Origin of the sequence: Psychrobacillus soli (assembly GCF_006861775.1) — a bacterium.
In the GTDB taxonomy this organism is placed as follows: domain Bacteria; phylum Bacillota; class Bacilli; order Bacillales_A; family Planococcaceae; genus Psychrobacillus; species Psychrobacillus soli.
Genome location: NZ_VDGG01000012.1, coordinates 1 through 21,575 on the forward strand (window position 1 = coordinate 1; position 21,575 = coordinate 21,575).

The 21,575-nt window shown below is 37.1% G+C and carries 14 protein-coding genes, 6 tRNA genes, 2 rRNA genes and 3 pseudogenes; 22 read left to right on the forward strand and 3 right to left on the reverse strand.

Annotation, left to right across the window (positions count from 1 at the left end; genetic code table 11):
- Window positions 1-88: 88 nt before the first annotated feature.
- The 18 genes from rrf (FG383_RS06955) (at window position 89) to glmS (ending at window position 13,202) form a co-directional block, all read left to right on the forward strand.
- A 5S ribosomal RNA gene (gene rrf, locus FG383_RS06955) occupies window positions 89-190 on the forward strand.
- A gap of 116 nt (window positions 191-306) precedes the next feature.
- Window positions 307-422, forward strand: a 5S ribosomal RNA gene (gene rrf / locus FG383_RS06960).
- A 475-nt stretch (window positions 423-897) separates the two neighbouring features.
- Window positions 898-972 (forward strand) — tRNA-Asn (locus FG383_RS06965).
- A gap of 13 nt (window positions 973-985) precedes the next feature.
- A tRNA-Thr gene (locus tag FG383_RS06970) sits at window positions 986-1,058 on the forward strand.
- Window positions 1,059-1,182: 124 nt separating this feature from the next.
- Window positions 1,183-1,258: transfer RNA gene (locus tag FG383_RS06975), tRNA-Val, on the forward strand.
- 21 nt (window positions 1,259-1,279) lie between these two features.
- Window positions 1,280-1,363 (forward strand) — tRNA-Tyr (locus FG383_RS06980).
- Window positions 1,364-1,369: 6 nt separating this feature from the next.
- Window positions 1,370-1,444 (forward strand) — tRNA-Gln (locus FG383_RS06985).
- A 24-nt stretch (window positions 1,445-1,468) separates the two neighbouring features.
- A tRNA-Ala gene (locus tag FG383_RS06990) sits at window positions 1,469-1,541 on the forward strand.
- A 406-nt stretch (window positions 1,542-1,947) separates the two neighbouring features.
- A complete protein-coding gene (locus tag FG383_RS06995) occupies window positions 1,948-2,538 on the forward strand; it encodes a GNAT family N-acetyltransferase (RefSeq protein ID WP_246096899.1) in 591 nt (196 codons plus the stop codon).
- Window positions 2,539-2,608: 70 nt separating this feature from the next.
- The gene (rocF, locus tag FG383_RS07000) at window positions 2,609-3,514 is read left to right on the forward strand and encodes an arginase (RefSeq protein ID WP_142606331.1); all 906 of its coding nucleotides are present in this window, start codon (window positions 2,609-2,611) and stop codon (window positions 3,512-3,514) included.
- A gap of 164 nt (window positions 3,515-3,678) precedes the next feature.
- Window positions 3,679-4,254: an RNA polymerase sigma factor SigW gene (gene sigW, locus FG383_RS07005; protein WP_142606333.1), complete on the forward strand. Its 576-nt coding sequence runs from the start codon at window positions 3,679-3,681 to the stop codon at window positions 4,252-4,254.
- A 12-nt stretch (window positions 4,255-4,266) separates the two neighbouring features.
- Window positions 4,267-4,896 (forward strand): anti-sigma factor family protein, encoded by a 630-nt coding sequence (locus FG383_RS07010; protein WP_142606335.1) that lies wholly within the window; start codon window positions 4,267-4,269, stop codon window positions 4,894-4,896.
- 114 nt (window positions 4,897-5,010) lie between these two features.
- Entirely contained in the window at window positions 5,011-5,850 is an 840-nt protein-coding gene (gene cdaA, locus FG383_RS07015; RefSeq protein ID WP_142606337.1) for a diadenylate cyclase CdaA, read from the forward strand.
- Complete coding sequence (locus FG383_RS07020; RefSeq protein ID WP_142606339.1) at window positions 5,843-7,108, forward strand: CdaR family protein; 1,266 nt, start codon at window positions 5,843-5,845, stop codon at window positions 7,106-7,108. The genes cdaA and FG383_RS07020 overlap by 8 nt, the downstream gene beginning before the upstream one ends.
- Window positions 7,109-7,146: 38 nt before the next feature.
- The gene (gene glmM, locus FG383_RS07025) at window positions 7,147-8,499 is read left to right on the forward strand and encodes a phosphoglucosamine mutase (protein WP_142606340.1); all 1,353 of its coding nucleotides are present in this window, start codon (window positions 7,147-7,149) and stop codon (window positions 8,497-8,499) included.
- Between the two features lie 252 nt (window positions 8,500-8,751).
- Window positions 8,752-9,267, forward strand: coding sequence for a type 1 glutamine amidotransferase domain-containing protein (locus tag FG383_RS07030; RefSeq protein ID WP_142606342.1), 516 nt, complete (start codon window positions 8,752-8,754; stop codon window positions 9,265-9,267).
- A 128-nt stretch (window positions 9,268-9,395) separates the two neighbouring features.
- On the forward strand, window positions 9,396-10,997 hold the full coding sequence (locus tag FG383_RS07035) for a gamma-glutamyltransferase family protein (RefSeq protein ID WP_142606343.1): 1,602 nt from the start codon (window positions 9,396-9,398) through the stop codon (window positions 10,995-10,997).
- Between the two features lie 402 nt (window positions 10,998-11,399).
- Entirely contained in the window at window positions 11,400-13,202 is a 1,803-nt protein-coding gene (glmS, locus tag FG383_RS07040; RefSeq protein ID WP_142606345.1) for a glutamine--fructose-6-phosphate transaminase (isomerizing), read from the forward strand.
- A 1,060-nt stretch (window positions 13,203-14,262) separates the two neighbouring features.
- On the opposite strand, the gene FG383_RS07050 is transcribed toward glmS, so the two are convergent.
- From FG383_RS07050 to FG383_RS07060, 3 genes are read right to left on the reverse strand one after another with little or no spacing between them, the layout of a single operon-like run.
- Window positions 14,263-15,339, reverse strand: a complete 1,077-nt coding sequence (locus FG383_RS07050) for a Ger(x)C family spore germination protein (protein ID WP_246096893.1) — start codon at window positions 15,337-15,339, stop codon at window positions 14,263-14,265.
- Window positions 15,332-16,474, reverse strand: a complete 1,143-nt coding sequence (locus FG383_RS07055) for a GerAB/ArcD/ProY family transporter (RefSeq protein WP_185907870.1) — start codon at window positions 16,472-16,474, stop codon at window positions 15,332-15,334. Before FG383_RS07055 ends, FG383_RS07050 begins: the two co-directional genes overlap by 8 nt.
- Window positions 16,475-16,478: 4 nt before the next feature.
- Window positions 16,479-17,954, reverse strand: a complete 1,476-nt coding sequence (locus tag FG383_RS07060; protein WP_142606353.1) for a spore germination protein — start codon at window positions 17,952-17,954, stop codon at window positions 16,479-16,481.
- A gap of 992 nt (window positions 17,955-18,946) precedes the next feature.
- Between FG383_RS07060 and FG383_RS07065 the strand changes: the two genes are divergently transcribed.
- The 4 genes and pseudogenes from FG383_RS07065 to FG383_RS21255 form a co-directional block, all read left to right on the forward strand.
- Window positions 18,947-19,585, forward strand: coding sequence for a LysE family translocator (locus FG383_RS07065; protein ID WP_142606355.1), 639 nt, complete (start codon window positions 18,947-18,949; stop codon window positions 19,583-19,585).
- 65 nt (window positions 19,586-19,650) lie between these two features.
- Window positions 19,651-19,770 (forward strand): annotated as a pseudogene (locus FG383_RS07070) (FMN-binding negative transcriptional regulator); the annotation flags it as partial.
- 286 nt (window positions 19,771-20,056) lie between these two features.
- A pseudogene (locus FG383_RS07080) lies at window positions 20,057-21,253 on the forward strand (MFS transporter).
- A gap of 39 nt (window positions 21,254-21,292) precedes the next feature.
- A pseudogene (locus tag FG383_RS21255) lies at window positions 21,293-21,568 on the forward strand (MarR family transcriptional regulator); the annotation flags it as partial.
- Between the last annotated feature and the right edge of the window lie 7 nt (window positions 21,569-21,575).

Consider the following 21,575-nt stretch of genomic DNA (forward strand, 5'->3'; position numbering starts at 1 on the left):
AATACTAATCGATCGAGGACTTAACCAAATGTATTTATCTGTTGAAAATGTCTTTTATCCAGTTTTGAGTGAACAAGCACTCAATTAGTCTAGTGATGATGGCAAAGAGGTCACACCCGTTCCCATACCGAACACGGAAGTTAAGCTCTTTTGCGCCGATGGTAGTNGATGAGGTAGATAGGTTCGGGGTGGAAGCGTGGCGACACGTGCAGCTGACGAATACTAATCGATCGAGGACTTAACCAAATGTATTTATCTGTTGAAAATGTCGTTTATCCAGTTTTGAGTGAACAAGCACTCAATTAGTCTAGTGATGATGGCAAAGAGGTCACACCCGTTCCCATACCGAACACGGAAGTTAAGCTCTTTTGCGCCGATGGTAGTTGGGGGTTTCCCCCTGTGAGAGTAGGACGTCGCTGGGCACTAATAAAGAAGTCGTTATCGAGTAATCGGTAACGACTTCTTTTTTATTTGAAAAGACAATCTTCCTATTTATAAGTGAAATAAAAGTGAGGGAGTGACGAGTAAATGGAATAGAAGGCCAAATGCCTCTCCTCTTAAGTAATTAACAAATTAAAACCGACTTTAATAGGTGAAATTAGTCGATTTTATGGAGTAGCTTAGTAGTGATCTATTTCAAGTCTATAGCTAGTTTTCTAATCGGAATATCGACATCATGTAAAAGCTATAACACTTTGCTTATTTGATAACTTTCTAGTTAGAAAATAGTTCTCATAATGTTCTTCCGTTTTTCAAAGGTTAGTTATCTCATTCTGAAACTCAAACAATAACTAAAGTATGATTTAGCTAATAATCTTTTAAAAATATGTAGAAAAAGACTTGAAATATAAAAAAAAATTGTTATAATTATATTTGTACTTTAAATATATACATTGTTCCGAAGTAGCTCAGTGGTAGAGCAATCGGCTGTTAACCGATCGGTCGTAGGTTCGAGTCCTACCTTCGGAGCCATTTTTTTGTCTGTGCTTCCATAGCTCAGCAGGTAGAGTGCTTCCATGGTAAGGAAGAGGTCAGCGGTTCGAATCCGCTTGGAAGCTTACATTTTGAATATTAAATGTAAATAAACCTAAACAACTACTTGCCTAAGAGTAACAAATATGTTATTATAGTTCTTGTCCGATTCATACATAGTTACATGTTAATCGTGATATTTATAACCCAGGAGGATTAGCTCAGCTGGGAGAGCATCTGCCTTACAAGCAGAGGGTCGGCGGTTCGAGCCCGTCATCCTCCACCATTTATTTTTATACTTAGCTTTGGAGGGGTAGCGAAGTGGCTAAACGCGGCGGACTGTAAATCCGCTCCTTAGGGTTCGGCGGTTCGAATCCGTCCCCCTCCACCAGTTTATTGGGGTATAGCCAAGCGGTAAGGCAACGGATTTTGATTCCGTCATGCCCTGGTTCGAATCCAGGTACCCCAGCCACAAACTTTCAAAATTCAATTTTACGGGGCCTTAGCTCAGCTGGGAGAGCGCCTGCCTTGCACGCAGGAGGTCAGCGGTTCGATCCCGCTAGGCTCCATAAATCTTATATTTATAAAGTAAACCTTTCCATATTAATTGGAGAGGTTTTTTTGTGGTTTCCTAGAAAATAATGAAAATTTAGACATGTGAGTAACTTCCTACAAGAATTTCTATGTCCAGGCTCCAGCGCAGAGTTCGTCGTAAACAAAAGCGTTTGTAGTGGCTGGAGAGCTGATCTCCTAGACCTGTACAATGCGGGTCATGCAGCCATTGCGACACGATGTCGTGAACGAACTCAGATTGTTTTCCTCTAACACAGCACCTTGCGCTTTTGTTCATAAAAATAAAATTCCTCTTCTATCGTCAGGAGAATTTTGCTATTAATAATTTTCATAGTTTCTGAGATAAAAAACTTTCCAATGCACCCTTCTATCTATTATGATGAAATAAAAATAAAAAGTGAGGTGTTGAGTTTGGCTGAAACAATCGTTTATGGAGATGTGACATTACGACCGTTGAAAGAGTGTGATATTCCATTTTTGTGGGAGCTGTATAATCCGGTAATATTTGAATTTATGTTGAATAAAATAGAAAACAAAGAACAACTTAATAATTGGCTACAAACTGGCATTTATCAAATGGATACGGAAAAAACCGCACTTTCATTTGTAGTGGAGAATACCGAAACACATGAAATAATGGGCACGACCCGTATTTATGGGATGGATCAAACCAATCATGCTTGTGAAATCGGTTCCACTTTTTATGGTAAACAGTTTCAGCGAACACATGTGAATACAACATGTAAATACTTACTCTTAAAACACTGCTTTGAACAGTTAGGAATGATTCGTGTCCAGTTTAAGACAGATGAGTTGAATGTTACTTCGCAAAGGGCGATTGAACGAATAGGTGGTATAAAAGAAGGAGTTCTTCGTAATGAACGAATTCGCTCAAATGGAACGGTGAGAAATGCGGTTGTTTACTCGATCATTGAGAGTGAATGGCCGGAAGTGAAAAATCACCTCGTTCAGTTAATGAATAAATATTCATAAAAATGCTGAGTTGAGCCAACTCCCCTTTAGGATTTACAATAGATGTAAGAATAGAAGGGGGTATAGGATTATGAATAAGCTAAGCATTTCAATAATTGGTGTACCAATGGATCTTGGACAAAATAGACGTGGAGTCGATATGGGGCCAAGTGCTATCCGTTACGCTGGGGTTGTAGAACGTCTGCAGAATCTTGGTCATTCTGTAAAAGACGAGGGAGATATAGCCATTAGTCATACTCGTAAAGAACAATCTCCAAATACACATTTACGCAATTTGGAGGATGTGATAGAAGGAAATACAAATTTAGCGAACAAAGTGCATGAAGTACTATCTGAAGGAAAGTATCCCCTAGTACTTGGTGGTGATCATAGTATAGCAATCGGAACACTTGCGGGTCTTGCGGATCGCTATGAAAATTTAGGAGTTATTTGGTACGATGCGCATGCAGATTTAAATACAGCAGAAACTTCACCTTCTGGGAATATTCATGGAATGCCACTAGCAGCTAGTCTTGGCCTTGGCCATGAGGACTTAGTGAATATACGTTCTTACGCTCCAAAGATTAAACCTGAAAATGTGGTGATTATCGGTGCACGCTCTGTAGATCCAGGAGAACGCGAGTTAATTAAAGAAAAGGGTATTAAAGTTTTTTCCATGCATGAAATCGATAAGCACGGGATGACGGAAGTAATGAACCAAACAATTTCCTATTTCCATGAACGTAAAGTGGATGGCGTTCATTTATCGCTCGATTTAGATGGTTTAGATCCTCTTTATACGCCGGGTGTTGGTACACCGGTTCCTGGTGGGATCAGTTATCGTGAAAGCCATTTAGCGATGGAAATGCTGTATTCGTCCAATCTAATTACATCGGCTGAATTTGTAGAAGTAAATCCAATACTAGATGAAAAAAATAAGACAGCGGATGTTGCTGTTGGATTAATGGGCTCCCTATTTGGCGAAAGTCTAATATAATACGAATCGATTGGGAAGCAGGCGTATAGTCTGCTTTTCTTTTTTATTATCAACACAATGCATGGAATATTTGGTAAAATAAATATAATATAAAAAAATGAAACCTGTTTATACCTTAATCCGTATAGGTAAGACAGCCGCACGAGGCGGAGGGGAAAATCACGATGGATGCGTTAGTAAATAAACGAATAAAACAAGTGTTAAAAGGCGATAAAGACGCATTCGCGGAGATTGTCGACCTGTATCAGCATAGGCTATTTCAAGTGTGTTTTAGGATGCTAGGAAATCGCCATGAAGCGGAGGATATTGCACAAGAAGCATTTGTGCGAGCCTTTATCAACATACACACATTTGATCAAAAAAGAAAATTCTCTACTTGGCTATACCGTATTGCGACGAATTTATGTATCGATCGTATCAGGAAAAAGAAGCCGGATTATTATTTAGATGCAGAAGTAAAAGGTACAGAAGGACTTGATATGTACTCTCAAATCGCAGCAGAAGATGAACTACCGGAAGAAGAACTCATGAAGCTTGAGTTGCAAGATAGAATACAGTATGAGATTAGTCGTCTACCGGATAAATATCGATCGGCTATTGTATTAAAGTATATGGAAGAATTATCTTTACAAGAGATTAGTGAGATATTAGAATTACCACTTGGAACAGTTAAAACAAGAATTCACAGAGGCCGGGAAGCACTTAGAAAACAATTAAGTAGACAGCCTAACTTTTTATAGGAGGGAATCACGATGAATGCGTGTCCAGAGCGAATTGTTCACTATATGCATGAATATCTAGATGGTGAGATTAGCCGTGAACATGAGCTTGAACTAAAATCTCATTTGCAGTCATGCGTGGATTGTCAGGCGCATATGCATGAGTTAAGCGATGTTGTTGCTTTTGTAAAAGGGGCAGCTCATGTAGAGGCACCAACTAATTTTAGTAATGCCGTTATGGCGAGACTTCCAAAAGAAAAATCACATGCTGGTGTTAGTAGATGGTTGCGGCGTCATCCCATTCTCACTGCAGCAGCTTTATTCTTTTTATTTATGAGCAGTGCATTATTCACCAATTTCAACGAACAGCAACAGTTCTCTTTTACTAAGCAAGAAAATGTTGTAGTGGAAGGTGAAACGGTTATTATCCCCGAAGGACAAGTCGTAAAGGGGGATTTGGTTGTACGAAACGGTGATGTTCGAATTGATGGAGAGCTAGACGGCAATTTAACCGTCATTAACGGTTCGAAGTATATGGCTTCTACAGCGGTTATTACTGGTAAAACAGAAGAGATTAACGAGGTATTTGACTGGCTTTGGTTTCACATAAAAGATGGTGCAAAAGAAGTTGTGTCATTTTTTGGAAAAGAAGAAACAAAATAATGGGGAGTCTATCCAGCAAGTTGGATAGACTTTTTTGCTCGAAAATGTAGAGAATTGAGCAACTATGTTATACTTACATTGTATGGATTTGTGATGAAAAGTGGGGGATGCCACATGTCGTTTATGGAGCAATTTACAAATTTTATGCCAGTAAACGTTATTGTAAACATATTAGATGTTTTAGTTGTATGGTTTGTTATATATAAATTAATAACCTTGATAAAAGGAACGAAAGCAGTTCAATTATTAAAAGGAATATTCGTTATTATCATTGCTCGAGTAGTGACTGACTTTTTAGGTATGGATACGCTTGGTTGGTTGCTTGAAAATGTAATTAGTATTGGATTTTTTGCCATTATCGTTATATTCCAACCTGAAATAAGAAGAGCACTCGAACAAATTGGTAGGGGTAAGCTCTTTGCTAGAAGTTCATCGATGCAAGAAGAAGAAGAGAAGAATCGTTTAATAGAGGCTATGACCAAATCTGTAAGCTATATGGCGAAACGTCGAATTGGAGCATTGATCTCCATTGAAAGAGAAACGGGTTTAACGGAATACATTGAAACGGGAATTCAGTTAAATGCGCATCTTACTGCGGAGCTTATGATTAACATCTTTATACCAAATACACCTTTACATGATGGTGCGGTAATTGTACAAAAAAATAATATCGTATCCGCCGCTTGTTATTTGCCATTATCTGAAAGTCCTTTCATTTCCAAAGAGCTTGGAACACGGCACCGTGCAGCAATTGGTTTAAGTGAAGTAACGGATGCGATTACCATTGTTGTATCAGAAGAAACAGGTGCGGTAAGTTTAACGTCTAACGGAGATCTCCATCGAAATTTATCCATGGAAGAGTTTGAAAATCACTTGAAACGCCTTTGGTTTGGACCAACAGAGGAACAAGTAACTTCTTCTAAATGGTTGTGGAGGGGGAAACAGAATGGATAAAATGATGGGCAACCCATGGTTTTTACGAATAATTGCATTGGTACTCGCAATTTTACTATTCGTTTCAGTGAAGTCAGATTTGGAAAAAAATAATATGAATACAACAAGTACATCTGTGGAAGTTCTTAGAGATGTACCCGTCGAGGTATATTATGACGATGAGAATTCCGTTGTAACAGGGGTGCCAGAAACTGTTACGGTGAATATAGAAGGACCATCACAACAAGTTTTTTCCACGAAAGTGATGAAGGATTATAAAGTATTTATTGATTTGCGAGAGGTAACGTTTGGCAAACATACAGTAGAATTTTCTACTGAAAACTTTTCGGATAAATTAAAAGTGCGGATTGACCCTGTAAATGTAGATGTGGTGATTGAAGAACGGGTTTCCCAAGAATTTAGTGTGGATTTAGATATGAATGAAAGCTTGCTAGCAGAAAATTATATTGTCAAATCCTACGATATGGAACCGAAAAAAGTAATTGTCACAGGAGCAAAAAGCATTATAGATAGCATAGGCTATGTAAAAGCTACCATTGTCAGAGACGAAGGAATTAATAAATCGTTTGAACAAGAAGCAAGCATACGAGTGCTAGACGCAGATTTAAACAAATTAGATGTAACCGCTGAACCGAAAACCGTCCAAGTAAAAGTATATGTAGAAGAATATAGCAAGGAAGTTCCGGTCGTATTAGCTTCAAAAGGCGTACCTAAAGAAGGGGTAACGGTCAATGGACTTTCTACAGATGTCAAAAATATTAGACTATATGGCCCACGAACAGTAATAGATAAAATAGGGCAGTTACAAGTTGATGTAGACGTGAGTAAACTAGAAGTTACCAGTAGCTTTGATTTGAAGTTAGCAATTCCAGATGGTGTGACCAGATTGTCGCTCGATAAGATTAAAATAACAGCAGATGTCACACCAGCTCCAACACCTGATACAGAAGAAGGGCAAGAGGAAACTGTTTCAACGGTGGAAGAGAAATCATTTGAAAATGTTACGATTGCAGTGAAGGGGCTACCTTCACTGCTAGTCAGTAATTTTGAAACACCTACGGATGGCACCGTTTCTGTCGTAGCGAAGGGAACACCCGAGGCTTTGGAAAATGTTCAACTAAACAATGTTTCCGTTTACGTAGATGCCGAGAATGCAGAAATTGGGGAAGTAACGCTTCCTATTCAAGTTGACGGCCCATCTGATATAGAATGGGGAACGTCAGCATCCGAGGCAAAACTAACGATAAAAGAGGCTTAATACGTAGGACAACAGGTTTTTTAAGGAGAGAAGAAGAAATGGGAAAATATTTTGGTACAGATGGTGTTCGAGGAGTAGCAAATTCAGAATTAACACCAGAACTTGCTTTTAAATTAGGTCGTGTTGGAGGATATATTCTAACGAAAGAAGCAAAGGAACGAGCAAAGGTGTTAATCGGTCGCGATACTCGTATATCTGGTCATATGTTGGAAGGAGCACTTGTTGCTGGACTTCTTTCCGTTGGAGTGGAAGTAATGCGTTTAGGAGTCATTAGTACACCAGGTGTTGCTTTTTTAACTAGAGTAATGAGTGCGGACGCAGGGGTAATGATTTCTGCTTCCCATAATCCTGTGGCAGATAACGGGATTAAGTTTTTTGGACCAGATGGTTTCAAGCTTTCGGATGAACAGGAAGAGGAAATCGAGCAATTACTCGATGCAGAAGTGGATGAAATTCCACGTCCTACTGGAGCTGGCGTTGGATCCGTATCAGATTATTTTGAAGGCGGACAAAAATACATTCAATACTTGAAACAAACAATAGATGAAGAGTTTGTAGGTATTCACGTAGCATTAGATTGTGCAAACGGTGCAACTTCTTCCCTTGGAACACATGTATTTGCGGATTTAGATGCAGATTTGTCTACTATGGGGGTATCCCCAAATGGTTTGAATATCAATGAAGGTGTAGGTTCAACGCATCCAGAAGAATTAGCTAAGTTTGTTTTAGATAAAGGAGCGGACGTAGGTCTTGCATTTGATGGAGACGGAGACCGTTTAATCGCTGTTGATGAAAAAGGACAAATAGTTGACGGTGACCAAATCATGTATATATGTGCCAAATATTTAAATGCACATGGTCGTTTAAATAAAAGTACGGTCGTTTCCACTGTGATGAGTAATATGGGCTTCTATAAAGCATTAGAAACACATGGCATGACAAGTGTGAAAACAGCCGTTGGGGATCGCTATGTAGTAGAAGAAATGAAAAAGAACGGCTATAACCTTGGTGGGGAGCAGTCGGGACATATTGTATTCTTAGACTATAATACAACAGGTGACGGTCTATTAACTGGTTTACAACTAGTCAATATTATGAAAGTAACAGGGAAAAAACTTTCAGAACTTGCATCTGAGATGACAATCTTTCCTCAAAAACTGGTGAATGTACGCGTAACAGACAAGCATGCAGTGACAGAAAATGCGAAAGTAGCAGCAATCATTGAAACAGTAGAAGCAGAAATGGCTGGAAATGGCCGCGTTTTAGTAAGACCTTCCGGCACAGAGCCACTTGTACGTGTCATGGTAGAAGCAGCTACAGAAGCAGATTGCGAAAACTACGTAAACCGAATCGTGGAAATAGTAAAAGCAGAGATGGGCTTAGCAGAATAATTAATAACATAAAAATCCAGCCTTGTGCTGGATTTTTATGATTCAGAAACAAAAAGTTGGTTTTGGTTGCTCTTGCAGTTAATTTGATTGCTTAGACCATACTGTTAGTTGCTCTTAGACATTTTACACCAGATTTAATACATAGCTCCTACTTACTAAAAGTCGAGTAAAAAGTTCAATTTACCTTTTACATGTTTACTAAGTTAATTTAGTGGAATAGTAAGAGAGAACAAACAGATAAGGAGTGAGGATATGGCTAAAGTAGCAACAGTAATCACCAATATGTTTGAGGATGTAGAATACACAAGTCCAGCACAGGCATTAAATGATGCCGGACATGAGGTTTTTACGATTGAAAAAGAAGCAGGCAATGAAGTAACGGGTAAACAAGGCGAAACGAAAATTACAGTCGATTATGGTATTGATGATGTCAAACCGGAAGACTTTGATGCATTATTCATTCCTGGAGGATTTTCACCTGATATTTTACGAGCAGACGATCGATTCGTCGGTTTTGCGAAAGCTTTTATGGATGCAAAGAAACCAGTATTTGCAATATGTCACGGACCACAACTTCTAATTACAGCCAAAACATTAGAAGGGCGAGACGCTACCGGATATAAGTCCATTAAAGTCGATTTAGAAAATGCCGGAGCAACTTACCATGATGAAGAAGTATTCGTCTGTGCCAATCAACTGGTCACCAGTAGAACACCAGATGATTTGCCAGCGTTTAATAGAGAAATCGTCAAGTTATTAGAAAAATAACAGAAAATCACTGGAGCACCTTCAATAGAAGGTGTTCTTTTTCGTATTTAAAAGTTGATAAAGTATTTTTACAATTTTCTGTTATTCTATAAAGAGAATGAAATAATTACGATAGAGGGGAAATCGTCATGGATTACTTATACCACCCGTTTTCTGCTAAAAGACATACCGTGTTTGCAAAGAAAGGGATGGTTGCAACATCGCAGCCACTAGCAGCACAAGCTGGATTAGACATCTTAAAACAAGGGGGAAACGCTATTGATGCAGCAATTGCAACAGCTGCAGCCCTTACAGTTGTGGAACCCACTTCAAATGGTATAGGTGGAGATGCATTTGCTTTAGTTTGGACGAAAGATAAGTTGCACGGGTTGAATGCTTCAGGTCCTGCACCACAATCCATATCTGCACAAAAACTAAAAGAACAAGGATATGAAAAAATACCCATCTATGGGGTCGTACCCGTAACAGTTCCAGGGGTTCCTGCAGCATGGGCAGCCCTATCCGAACGCTTTGGCAAACTTTCGCTGAAAGAAGTGCTGCTACCTGCCATTAGTTATGCGGAAGAAGGCTACCCGTTAACACCAATCCTCGGGAAGTATTGGAAGCTAGCCTATGCAAAATTTAAAGATTCTTGTACAACGGAAGAATTTACTGCATGGTTTGAAACCTTTGCACCAAATGGAAAAGTACCTGAAATAGGGGAAATGTGGTCTTCCCCGGCTCATGCAAAAACACTTCTAGCAATTGGGGAAACGAAAGCTCGTGATTTTTATGAAGGAAAAATAGCAGGTCAAATCGATGCTTTTATGAAAAAACACGGAGGATATTTATCCAAAAGTGATTTATCTATATATAAGGCAGAATGGGTAGAGCCTATCTCTGTCAATTATCGAGGCTATGATGTCTGGGAAATCCCTCCGAATGGTCAAGGAATGGTAGCATTAATGGCACTAAATATATACAAAAATTTAAAGATGCCAATGTGGCAAAATGCAAATACATTCCATCAACAAATCGAATCGATGAAATTAGCATTTACAGATGGTAAAGCATTTATAACAGATCCAGGTACCATGTCTATTAGTGTAGAACACTTGTTATCAGAGGAATATGCTAAATTACGAGCTGCAGCTATTAAAGAAGAAGCAAGTAATCCACAACCGTATGATTTGCCAAAAGCGGGAACTGTCTATTTAGCGACAGCGGATGAAGAAGGCAATATGGTTTCGTACATTCAAAGCAACTACATGGGCTTTGGTTCTGGCATTGTCATTCCGAACACAGGCATTGCCTTACAAAATAGAGGACATGATTTTTCATTAGATGAAGCACATCCAAATGTGTTGCAACCTGGCAAAAGAACATTCCATACGATTATTCCAGGATTTTTAACGAAGGACGAAAAAGCAGTTGGACCATTTGGTGTGACGGGTGGGTATATGCAGCCGCAAGGACATCTCCAAGTTGTAACAAACACAGTAGATTATTTATTGAGTCCGCAAGCAACATTGGATATGCCGCGTTGGCAATGGATAAAAGGGAAAACTGTTCATGTCGAGCCTGAGTTCCCAAATTGTCTAGCACAAAGTTTAGAAAGAAAAGGACATCACATTCAAGTAACAGACTCAGGGAATTTTGGAAGGGGTCAAATTATTTGGAGAAACCCGGAGACAGGAGTTCTTCAGGGAGGTACGGAGTCACGTACAGATGGGACAATAGCAGTTTGGTAGAAGGGCCTCTTGAAGGGGCTCTTTTGTATGAATCTATTAACCTTTATCCTACTGAATTGACGTGCATATAATGAACGTATATAATGAAAAAGTTACTTTAAATGTAAATTTTGAAGTAACCGCGTAGAAATGGAGGGAAGTAAAACGCGTTAAAATGAGGAAAACAATTATAGCGCCAGAGCTGAAGAAATCGGACGAAATGTATCTTCAGCAGACGAGGTGGAGGTTATCGAAAATTCGGCGGATGCCTCCCGACCGTATTTGCCCGGTTGTTATTCTTTTTCAGAAACCATACGAGTGATTGTATGACAGAGGGGAAAAGAAGGCATTCTTAGCTTAATGAGCGACTGTGAAAAAACAGGACGTTTATTTTGACATGAATGTAAACGGAGGAATATGAATATGTGTGGAATTGTAGGATATATTGGAGAAGCAGATGTAAAGGAAATTTTGTTAAAAGGATTAGAAAAATTGGAGTACCGTGGATACGATTCAGCAGGAATAGCTGTACTCAATGACGAAGGCGTAGTCGTTTTCAAAGAAAAAGGTCGAATTGCGGATTTACGTGACGTAGTCGATGAAGACGTAGATGCAAGACTTGGCATTGGGCATACTCGCTGGGCAACGCATGGTGTACCAAACCAATTAAATGCGCACCCGCACCAAAGTACAACCAAACGTTTTACGCTTGTGCATAATGGTGTTATTGAAAACTATCACCTAATGAAAAAAGCGTATTTATCTAATGTAGAAATGGCTTCCGACACAGACACAGAAGTTATTGTACAGCTAATCGAAAAATTTTCACAAGACGGCTTATCGACAATAGATGCACTTAGAAAAACATTGCATCTAATCCACGGATCATATGCACTTGCACTTCTGGATAAAGAAGATGCAGAAACAATTTATGTAGCAAAAAACAAATCACCACTTCTTGTAGGGCTTGGAGACGGCTTTAATGTGGTTGCATCTGACGCGATGGCGATGCTACAAGTGACGGAGCAGTATGTAGAGCTTCATGACCAAGAAATTGTTATTGTGCATAAGGATTCAGTTGAAATTCAAAAACTAGATGGTTCGATTGTGGAGCGTCCTGCATATAAAGCGGAACTAGATATGAGCGATATCGAAAAAGGAACATATCCTCACTACATGCTGAAAGAAATGGATGAACAGCCAACTGTTATCCGTAAAATTATTCAAGCGTATCAAAATGAACAAGACGAGCTAACGATTGATCCAGCTATTTTAGAAGCACTTCATGATGCAGATCGTCTGTACATTATTGCTGCAGGAACGAGCTATCACGCTGGTCTTATTGGAAAACAATACTTTGAAAAAATTGCAGGTATTCCAGTAGAAGTGCATATTTCTAGTGAGTTCGGCTACAATATACCACTTCTTTCAGCGAAGCCATTGTTTTTATTCATCACACAATCAGGTGAAACAGCAGACAGCAGACAAGTACTTGTGAAAATTAAAGAAAAAGGGTATCCAACGATTACGATGACAAACGTACCAGGATCAACTCTTTCTCGTGAAGCAGATCATACACTTTTACTACATGCAGGCCCTGAAATCGCCGTAGCTTCTACGAAAGCATACGTTGCACAAGTTGCCGTGCTAATGGTGACAGCTGCTGTATATGCACAATCTCAAGAAAAGACATTAGATTTTGATGTTGTAAAAGAGTTAGGTATTGCTGCAAATGCCGTGCAAGCAATCGTCGATTCAAAAGATGAGATGGAAATAATTTCTAAAGAGTATTTAGAGTCGACAAGAAATGCATTCTTCATTGGGCGAAACATAGACTTCTACGTAAGTTTAGAAGGTGCTTTAAAACTAAAAGAAATTTCCTATATTCAAGCAGAAGGATTTGCAGGCGGGGAATTAAAACACGGCACAATTGCTCTAATCGAAGACGGAACACCAATTTTCGCTCTAGCAACCCAACAAGCAGTGAGCCTAAACATTCGTGGTAACGTAAAAGAAGTTGTAGCACGCGGTGCAAACCCATGCATTATTGCAATGGAAGGTTTTGAAGAAGAAGGAGACCGCTTTGTACTTCCAAAAGTACATGAGTTATTTTCACCTTTAGTATCGGTAGTACCTTTACAGTTGATTAGTTATTATGCTGCGTTGCATAGAGATTGTGATGTGGATAAACCGAGAAATTTAGCTAAGTCGGTTACGGTCGAGTAGTGGAATAGAAGCCGATTATTACTATTGTTCTCAAATAACTCAGTCGTGACTTGTATAACTTAGTCGTGACGTAAAAAACTGGTTAGATATCCTAACCAGTTTTTTATGTTGATATTAATAAAGAACGTAAACAATTCTTTATAACAATATTAGAATAACTACTTCCTCTCATAATTATTAACTGTTCAATTTATATTTTAAAGTTATTTGGTTAAAGAATAAATATCCAAGTAATTGCCAATGAATATTGTATATTGGAGGTAAAGATAATTATGATAATAAAAAGTGATGAAAAGATAATTTATTGTTACAACTGTCGAGCACTGACTCTATTTATACGCCGAGATATGCATAATAATAATAGTGGTGTAGAAAGTCATTGTAGTGAATGTTCAGATGTTTGGTTTGAATGGCAAAATCGGGCAGTGGAGAGAGAAAAAGAAAAGTGGATTGAGTATAACGAATTAACATTCTAATTGTAAATAACTTTAAAAAACGCTTAGAGAATATTTCTCTGAGCGTTTTTTCTTTCCATCTTAAAACTAAAGTTAGTAATAGGTAAACGTTTGAAGTTATCTCCAGCTTTTCCCCTACTCCGCACGGAACGTGACAGTTTCCCGTCATTCCGCGTTCCATCTAGCGATAGTATTATTAATTATAAGTTTCAAGTTCCTCTTATTGATTTGGGTTATTTGATTATTTCTAGCTCACATTTTTCTCGATATTTATTGATTTTTTTTAACATCGATTCAGTGATGCCCAAATTTTTTTGCTCGACAGGACAACTAGCAGCTATGATGTATACATAGGTATTTGACGTGACTTATTTGATCATCATTTCTTTTACCTCTGCCGAATTCAAAATACGTGCAGTAAAAGAGAATCTTATTGTTGAAGGTCCTTCTCATATCTTTACCGAGAATGATTTTTCATTTATAGTATTTTCTATTTGGTATTACGGTGGGATTTAAATCGCTTTTTTTATTCTCTAATAAGCAATCTGTAGTTTTTTAAAAAGACTTTACCATTCAAGTGAGACCGTTTTTTTCTTTTATTATAATTAACTTTTTGCGTTTGAATCCGTCAAAGGCTCAATATTAAGCTGATAATCAATCTTAATGTCCATCTTCTTGAATAGTTCAATCCATTTTTTTTCATCCATTGGTTTTGAAAATGGTTTTAATGTATGAATGCCTAGCTGTAATGGATCCACATTCAATTCTTGCATCTTTTTTACTAGTACTTGTGTTTGTTTTTCAAGATTGGATTGGATTTCTTTTTTCAAATCTTCTAAATCCTTTGGGTCAAATATTTGCTTTTCTCCCCGGTATTCTTCAATTCTTGAGTCTATATTCACTGTATAGGTCATTGTAGACAAGCTTTTATTGATATCCACTTTCGTTTTAGACCTAACATGACCTAGAACAACTTCTAATTCTGGGATCGGTAAAACTGATAAGTAGTGACCGTTGTTTAACAGCTGGAAGATGCGATCATCAAAAGTTGTTATTATTTCAACTAGTTTATCATTTTGAAACAGGGCTGTACCTTCATAGCTGATGGCGTCATTTTCTATTTTGAACACAGGTAAGAAAGGATCTGAATAAGGGGTATATAACAAATTTTTAAATTCATGCAGATTAACAATACTAATTTCGCCCTGATTCTTTTCCTCATAATGCTTCAGCATTCGGTAAAAAGAGTAATCAAGATTTTCTTGTTTGTCCAATTGATTTTCCAAGTATTCTTCAAAATTTCCTTTTACGATAATTAAATAGATTCTCAAAGAAATATCCGGATCATTCAATAACACATTAATAACGGACATAATCCCCTCTTTTCCGAGGTCTTCATTAATTATCAGCATTCGCATTTGCCCAGATTTCATTTCCTGGTAGAAGTTTAAATTAAAATCCATTAATCCCTCCTTTATTAAGCTTACTTCTTGCGTCATTACACTCTTTTTTTCTTTGCTTAGAGGAGGCAATATCGTACTGATTTTTATTTTACCTTCATCCCCTTTACTAAGTGATAAAAATGTGACTGGAGCAAGCTCTTCAATAATGTTATTTTCAGTAAAAGGGGCACATCCAGTTAACCATAATGCAATAAATATAATTGAAAATTTTTTAGCCATTTTCTTTCGGAGTCTCATGTTTATTAACCCCCTTTATCTTCATCGCTACGATCATAATAATTGGAACCACTAAATAACTTAAGCTTCCTGCTAAAATTTGAAGATTAAGTAATATAACCTGCTTTTCATCTGCCTTCCAAATCCATTCATTCACAAGAATCATTCCAATTAAAATAATGAATACACTGAATAAAAAGCCTACTCGACTGGGTGGTTTATCCACTTTCCCATTAGCTATTTTAGATGCTCCATAAAACAACAGAAGAAAAATTGAACCCGCAAAGACGATGTTAAATAACTCCAAAGAAAGCATGACCATATCAATACGTTCAATTACTGGATTTTGAAAATAACGGCCCATAGTGACAATTGGAAATGGACTTTTGCTTAAATAATTGGAACCGAAATAGAATAAGGACGCCATATATAAGGATACATATTCTATAACGGTTAGAGCATTCCCATAAGACAAATAACGAAATGTCTTATTATTTGTTTTAAACCACGGTCCCAAAAATACCAGAAATTCAGGCCCTGAAAAGGAAGATAAAATTAATAATATTCCTTTCCAGGAATCCCCACTTAATTCCATTGGAATAATCGGATACAAATCACTGAGTTGAGCTATTGGAGGAAAGAAGAAAAAAGCAAAGAATAAGAACATCCAAAATGTACAAAAAAATGAAATTACGACAAAACGAATAGTTTTTTCAACACCCTTCCATGCTACATACAAACAAGACAACAGTATAAAAAAGATAAGCCAATTTGAATCTGTAGCTGGAAACATAAATATTTGTACCATTTCCGAGAATCCTAACATAATCACGAAAAGTTTAAGCAGGATAAAGAACAACCCGATGAATGAGAGGAGACGCACAAGTTTTTTACCGAATAATTGGACAAATCCGTTGTAACCGTCGCTAGAAAACCGGGTTAAAAACCATTTGGATAAAAGAAGAATGTTTAGTTGAGACAATATGCCGACCGCTATAATCACCCAAATCATATATGAATGGATTAAAAACCTTGGCATAATCAAAAAGAAGTAAAGCATTTGGAGGCGATTCACCATCAACATGACATAGAACCCGTTATAGGTTTCATTCTTATTAAATAATTGAAGGGCTTCCATCAGTTCATCTCCTAGTTTGATATCTATTCTTCTTCAGTGGTTTAAGATGTTCTGGACGCTCCTTCATTTTGTCTAAAGGACCTCGAACGAATAGGTCAAGCCAATCTTTTCCGTAGAAAGGGGCAACAGGGGATAAATATGGCTGCTTGAGTGAAGACAAGCCATTAAGGTGGGCTAAAATGATAATCATTGCCAGAACAATCCCTACTATCCCAAGAAACGAAGAAAATACAAGAAGAATGAATTGAATCAATGAATTCGCCTTTGTCACAAGGTAATTAGGAACAAGAAAGGATCCGATAGTTGAAATCCCTATCATGACAATTAACACCTTACTTGCCAAACCAGCCTCAACTGCTGCTTGACCAATTACAATGCCCCCAATAACCCCAAGCGTTTGACCAGTCTTTGTTGGCATCCTTAAACTTGCTTCTTTTATAATTTCAATAAAAATCAACATGATAAACGCTTCCCAAAAAGGAGTGAACGGAAGCTTGCTCCTTGACTCCACCAAGACGAAAAGTGTTTGTAAAGGAATCATTTGATAGTGATGAGTTGTTAATGCCACGTAGAATGGGATCAATGTGATAGATAGAATAAAACTTACATATCGGATGATGCGCAAAAAACTGGCAACTACCCATCGATTAATATAATCCTCTGGTGATTGGAACAAATGAAAAATAGTAATTGGGGCAACTAGAGCAAAAGGTGTATTGTCTACCAGAATCGTAATTTTTCCTAATCCCAGAGAATAAGCAACAACATCAGGTCGGTCAGTTTGCTGAAACTGAGGAAAAATACTGTCTTGATTTTCCTCCATGAATGCCGCTACTTGAGAAGATTCAAAGAAGAGATCATAATTAATTTCCGTAATTTTCTTTTTGGCGGTTGAAACAAATTCTGGATTGGTCAGCCCTTCTATGTACAATAAGACCACATTTGTCTCACTTAAAGAACCAACGGTGAACTTCTCTGATTTCAGATCATGTGTTGGAAGACGTCTACGAATGAGCGTAATATTTTGTTCTAGCTGTTCACTGAAGCTGTCTTTTGCTCCTAAAAGGATGGTTTCAGTATCGGATGGTTCAATTGCACGTCCAAGTGGATTGTTTAAAGGGATGGCGAACCAAAGGTTTGATGAAGAGTCAAATAACAAGACTGATCCTTTAAACAGCTGCTTTTTTGCCTCATTAAAAGTGGAAATGGAGTTTATAGTTGACTGAACATTACATTCCTGAATGGATTGTTTGGAACAGTTAGATAAAGGTTTTACAATGCTTTCATTTAATCTTTCTTGGTCAATCAGGGTTCTTATGTAGATAAGATCAACATTTTGATTTTCAGAAATGTTGATCTCCACAAATTCCGCATCATCCATTTGAGCGAGGGCTTTTTTTAGAGTCTCTATTGATATTTCTGATTCTGTGTTTGATTGAGAAACAGGCTTATTTTCATTTGATTGTATTTTCCAAAACATGTACATCCCTCACCTCTATAAAAAAAGCATTTTTGGAAGAACGGTAAAATTACGTACTAATTCCATTGTTAGCTTTTTAAGTTTAAAATATACGAAACTAAATTAAAATGATGCAGAGGCACACCCTTACCTTCTTAACAGGAGGGATTATATGTTAAAAAGGATATTGATTATTAATGGAATAATTATAGTGGGAATAGCATCATTTATCCTTTAAATAAGCATTCAGAAGTTGATACTCCCGTTGCGAATAAGGATGAACCAGAACCCTTATTATCTACTAAAGAACGAGAATTACAATTTTCTACATTGAATACGGTAACTGAAAAAAATTATGAGAAATATGGGGATTTGGAATTTGCAGTAAGTTCGAACTCGGAGATAGAATTGAAGGTAAAAGTTAAAGAGAATAAAGAATATTTTAATTCAGTAAAAAAGGATATTGAGTCCATTGCAAAAAATGTAATTAAATCCGTTGTTGACATAGACATAAAGACGTATTTGGAAATATAAATACTGAGTATCAAAAATCCATTACCATTCAAACTTCAATAAAAGGTTCAGATAAAGATGCACATAGTTAGCAATGGAAATTGAAGAGACAGTGAATGAAATCCTACATTCTAAGGAACTAAATTCTGTATCTAATATTGACTCTTATGAAATTAAAGTATTGAATGCCAAAAGCAAATTAGTAAATTAGTCAATATATTGGCTAAACAATATTGGCACGCCTTGTAACAAAGCTTTTATACCGTCTATTTTATTTCCCTATAACGAAAGAATATTTTGATACTTGGTTATTTATTAATAGGGCAGAAAAAAACGGAATCAAAAGACTCCGTTTTTTTTCAATCTCATTATAAATCACCTCTGACATGTCTAATTTATTTAAATTGTCCCTTTTTATATGTCAATTCTTATATTACTATGTTGATTAACCGATATCCATAAGACTTAAAAATAATCAGAAAAATATAAGGGGGGATTCGATGCTAAATATTGCTGAGTTGAGCGCATTTATTCTGGTTGTCTTCGGATTATTTTTGATTCCAGGTCCTGCTGTCTTGTTAATGATCACTCGATCGGCACATGAGGGGACCAAAACAGGTATTATAACCGGTCTAGGCATTGCAACAGGTGATTTTATTCATGTGTTATTAGCAGCTGTTGGATTTTCAGCTATTCTTATGACTTCTACGGCTGCTTTTAATATTGTAAAAATCGTCGGAGCAGCGTATTTGTTATATATGGGTATTCGGGCATTATTGTCAAAAGCATCATCCATAAAAATGCCTGATGTTGTACAGGAGTCACTACTTAAAGTTTACAGGCAAGGAATATTGGTAGAAGCCTTGAATCCGAAAACAGCACTTTTCTTTTTAGCTTTATTTCCGCAATTTGTCAATGTAGAGAGCGGTACAATCGTAACGCAATTTTTAATTTTAGGTGTAATTTTTGTTGTATTAACTGTTATTTATACAACTATTTTAGCCGTCTTTACTGGAACAATTGGACAATTAATCAAGCGGGGGACTGGAATAAATAGGTGGGGGCAAAAAGTTTTAGGTCTGCTTTATATCGGTTTAGGCTTACAAGTATTATTCCTAGGTCCACAATCGTTTTTCTGAAGATTATAAGAACTTTTCCTAAAGGTTTCAGTAAATCATTTTAAAATAAAAAGGAGCACGCTATTATGTATATTCCAAAATATTTTCAAGTCACAAATATCAATGAAATTGTAGAATTTATTGAGGGTAACTCATTTGCTACAATAGTTACAACTAAAAAAGGGAAACCCATTGCTTCCCACCTTTGTACTTAAACTAACTCACCCTGTAGAACGTCAAGAATCAATTATTAAGCATCTAGAAAACACTTCTAATCAAGATAATCTACAAATTGCATCTCTAATGAAGAAAAACCTTGTAAGTAAAAGTATCTAACTTTGCTTTGTTTAGCTACCGGTGATAGAGATGGAAAATGATGTTTATCGGATAATTGCTGGTAAAGTCTAATCGGTTGTAGCATACAAGAAATGATTAATCAAAAAATTGAATAAAGCAGTAGTTCCCATTTTACGATCAAAAAGGAGAATAGCTATGGGGAGTGAAAAGGCAAAAAGTATATATATTATAACGGGTGTGCTTATTGCACTTGTAGCCATTTCTTTTGCAAGACTTTCTTACGGTGTGATTCTTCCTTTTATGAAGGATGGGCTCTCTATTTCTTACAAATCAGCAGGGGGTCTTGGCACGTTTACTTCATTAGGATATTTGATGACAATCATGATTGCAGGAAACTTAGCTACTAAATGGGGCGGAAAAAATACGATCCTTCTTGGATTATTTATAATATGTATAGGTTTTTTCAACTTATCAATAACAGTTACTTACTGGTACAGCTCTGTATTTATGTTTCTATTGGGGGTAGGGACTGCTTTTGTTTTTACTTCATTGATTGCAATATTGATTGAGTGGTTTCCACAAAAGAGGGGGTTTGTAATTGGATGTGTAAATAGTAGTGCGGGGATTGGGTTACTATTTGTCGGCATTCTTGTTCCGTTTCTTACGGATTTATATCCTGAAACCTCTTGGCGGCTTACTTGGAAACTATTTTGTATAATTGGTGTCTTTGTTTTCTTTTTAACTGTACTTTTTATAAAAAATCCGGCTATGAAGGAAACTTCTATTCAGCCAACTTCTACGGCAAATAAAATATATACAAATCGATGCGTAATCAAAGTAGGACTTATTTATGGAATTGTTGGAATGACATTTATTATTCAGTCCATTTTTATTATAAGTTTTATGTTGGATCCAGGGTTAGAACAGCAATTTGCAGGGCAAGTGATTTCTTTTAGCGGAATATTATCCATTTTTAGCTCACCGTTCTGAGGAGGAATTTCAGATCGAGTAGGCAGGCGGAATGCTTTAATTTTATTAATGGGTCTCAATTTTTTGTCTACCATTATTCCAGTCTTATTTCCAAATACAATTGGATTTACTGCAAATTTAGTGATTCAAGGGGCAGTTGCTGTAGGTCTAATGACTCTGGTTCAAGCACTAAGTACAGAACAGGTTTCATCTCAAGATATCCCCATTGCGTTTAGCTATGTTACTTTTTATTTTGCTACTGGACAATTTATTGGACCCACTCTAGCAGGGTGGATTATTGATTATGGTGGGTTTGAAAGTGCATTTTTTTTCTCAGCTATATGTATGTGTATTGGTTTTTATATAACTATGAAAATCTCAGCAGGAAGCACGTTACAACATTCAGAATCGCCTAAGGGATAAATAATAAATAATCTCTCTTTTATTCAGGGTTTTCCGTATAACCCGGGAATCACCCAGGAACAGTTAGTGGAGAGAATCAAAGTGGTCCGGTCCACGCAACTTGTGCCATCCAAAAATTAGAAAAAATGGCTTTATTGAGAAGAAAGAAGATCCGCACAACAAAAAAAGCAAAAAACTCTTTCCAACGGAGAAAGGTAAAAAGGTCTACCCTTTCTGAAAAAAGGCAGAAATCACGTTCAATCATCTGCAGCGAATCAGAAAAAATATCGAAAAAGACTGGGAGTTTGTAAAAAAGGAAACAAGAGAAACTACTAATCACCCT

What these genes read in the sequence shown, in the direction of transcription:
- FG383_RS07050 (WP_246096893.1), bottom strand. Translation starts at nt 15,339, where the DNA reads ATGGCTAAAAAATTTTCAATTATATTTATTGCATTATGGTTAACTGGA.
- FG383_RS07060 (WP_142606353.1), bottom strand. Translation starts at nt 17,954, where the DNA reads ATGTTTTGGAAAATACAATCAAATGAAAATAAGCCTGTTTCTCAATCA.
- cdaA (WP_142606337.1), top strand. Translation starts at nt 5,011, where the DNA reads ATGTCGTTTATGGAGCAATTTACAAATTTTATGCCAGTAAACGTTATT.
- FG383_RS07035 (WP_142606343.1), top strand. Translation starts at nt 9,396, where the DNA reads ATGGATTACTTATACCACCCGTTTTCTGCTAAAAGACATACCGTGTTT.
- FG383_RS07030 (WP_142606342.1), top strand. Translation starts at nt 8,752, where the DNA reads ATGGCTAAAGTAGCAACAGTAATCACCAATATGTTTGAGGATGTAGAA.
- FG383_RS07055 (WP_185907870.1), bottom strand. Translation starts at nt 16,474, where the DNA reads ATGGAAGCCCTTCAATTATTTAATAAGAATGAAACCTATAACGGGTTC.
- glmS (WP_142606345.1), top strand. Translation starts at nt 11,400, where the DNA reads ATGTGTGGAATTGTAGGATATATTGGAGAAGCAGATGTAAAGGAAATT.
- FG383_RS07020 (WP_142606339.1), top strand. Translation starts at nt 5,843, where the DNA reads ATGGATAAAATGATGGGCAACCCATGGTTTTTACGAATAATTGCATTG.
- rocF (WP_142606331.1), top strand. Translation starts at nt 2,609, where the DNA reads ATGAATAAGCTAAGCATTTCAATAATTGGTGTACCAATGGATCTTGGA.
- glmM (WP_142606340.1), top strand. Translation starts at nt 7,147, where the DNA reads ATGGGAAAATATTTTGGTACAGATGGTGTTCGAGGAGTAGCAAATTCA.
- FG383_RS07010 (WP_142606335.1), top strand. Translation starts at nt 4,267, where the DNA reads ATGAATGCGTGTCCAGAGCGAATTGTTCACTATATGCATGAATATCTA.
- FG383_RS07065 (WP_142606355.1), top strand. Translation starts at nt 18,947, where the DNA reads ATGCTAAATATTGCTGAGTTGAGCGCATTTATTCTGGTTGTCTTCGGA.
- sigW (WP_142606333.1), top strand. Translation starts at nt 3,679, where the DNA reads ATGGATGCGTTAGTAAATAAACGAATAAAACAAGTGTTAAAAGGCGAT.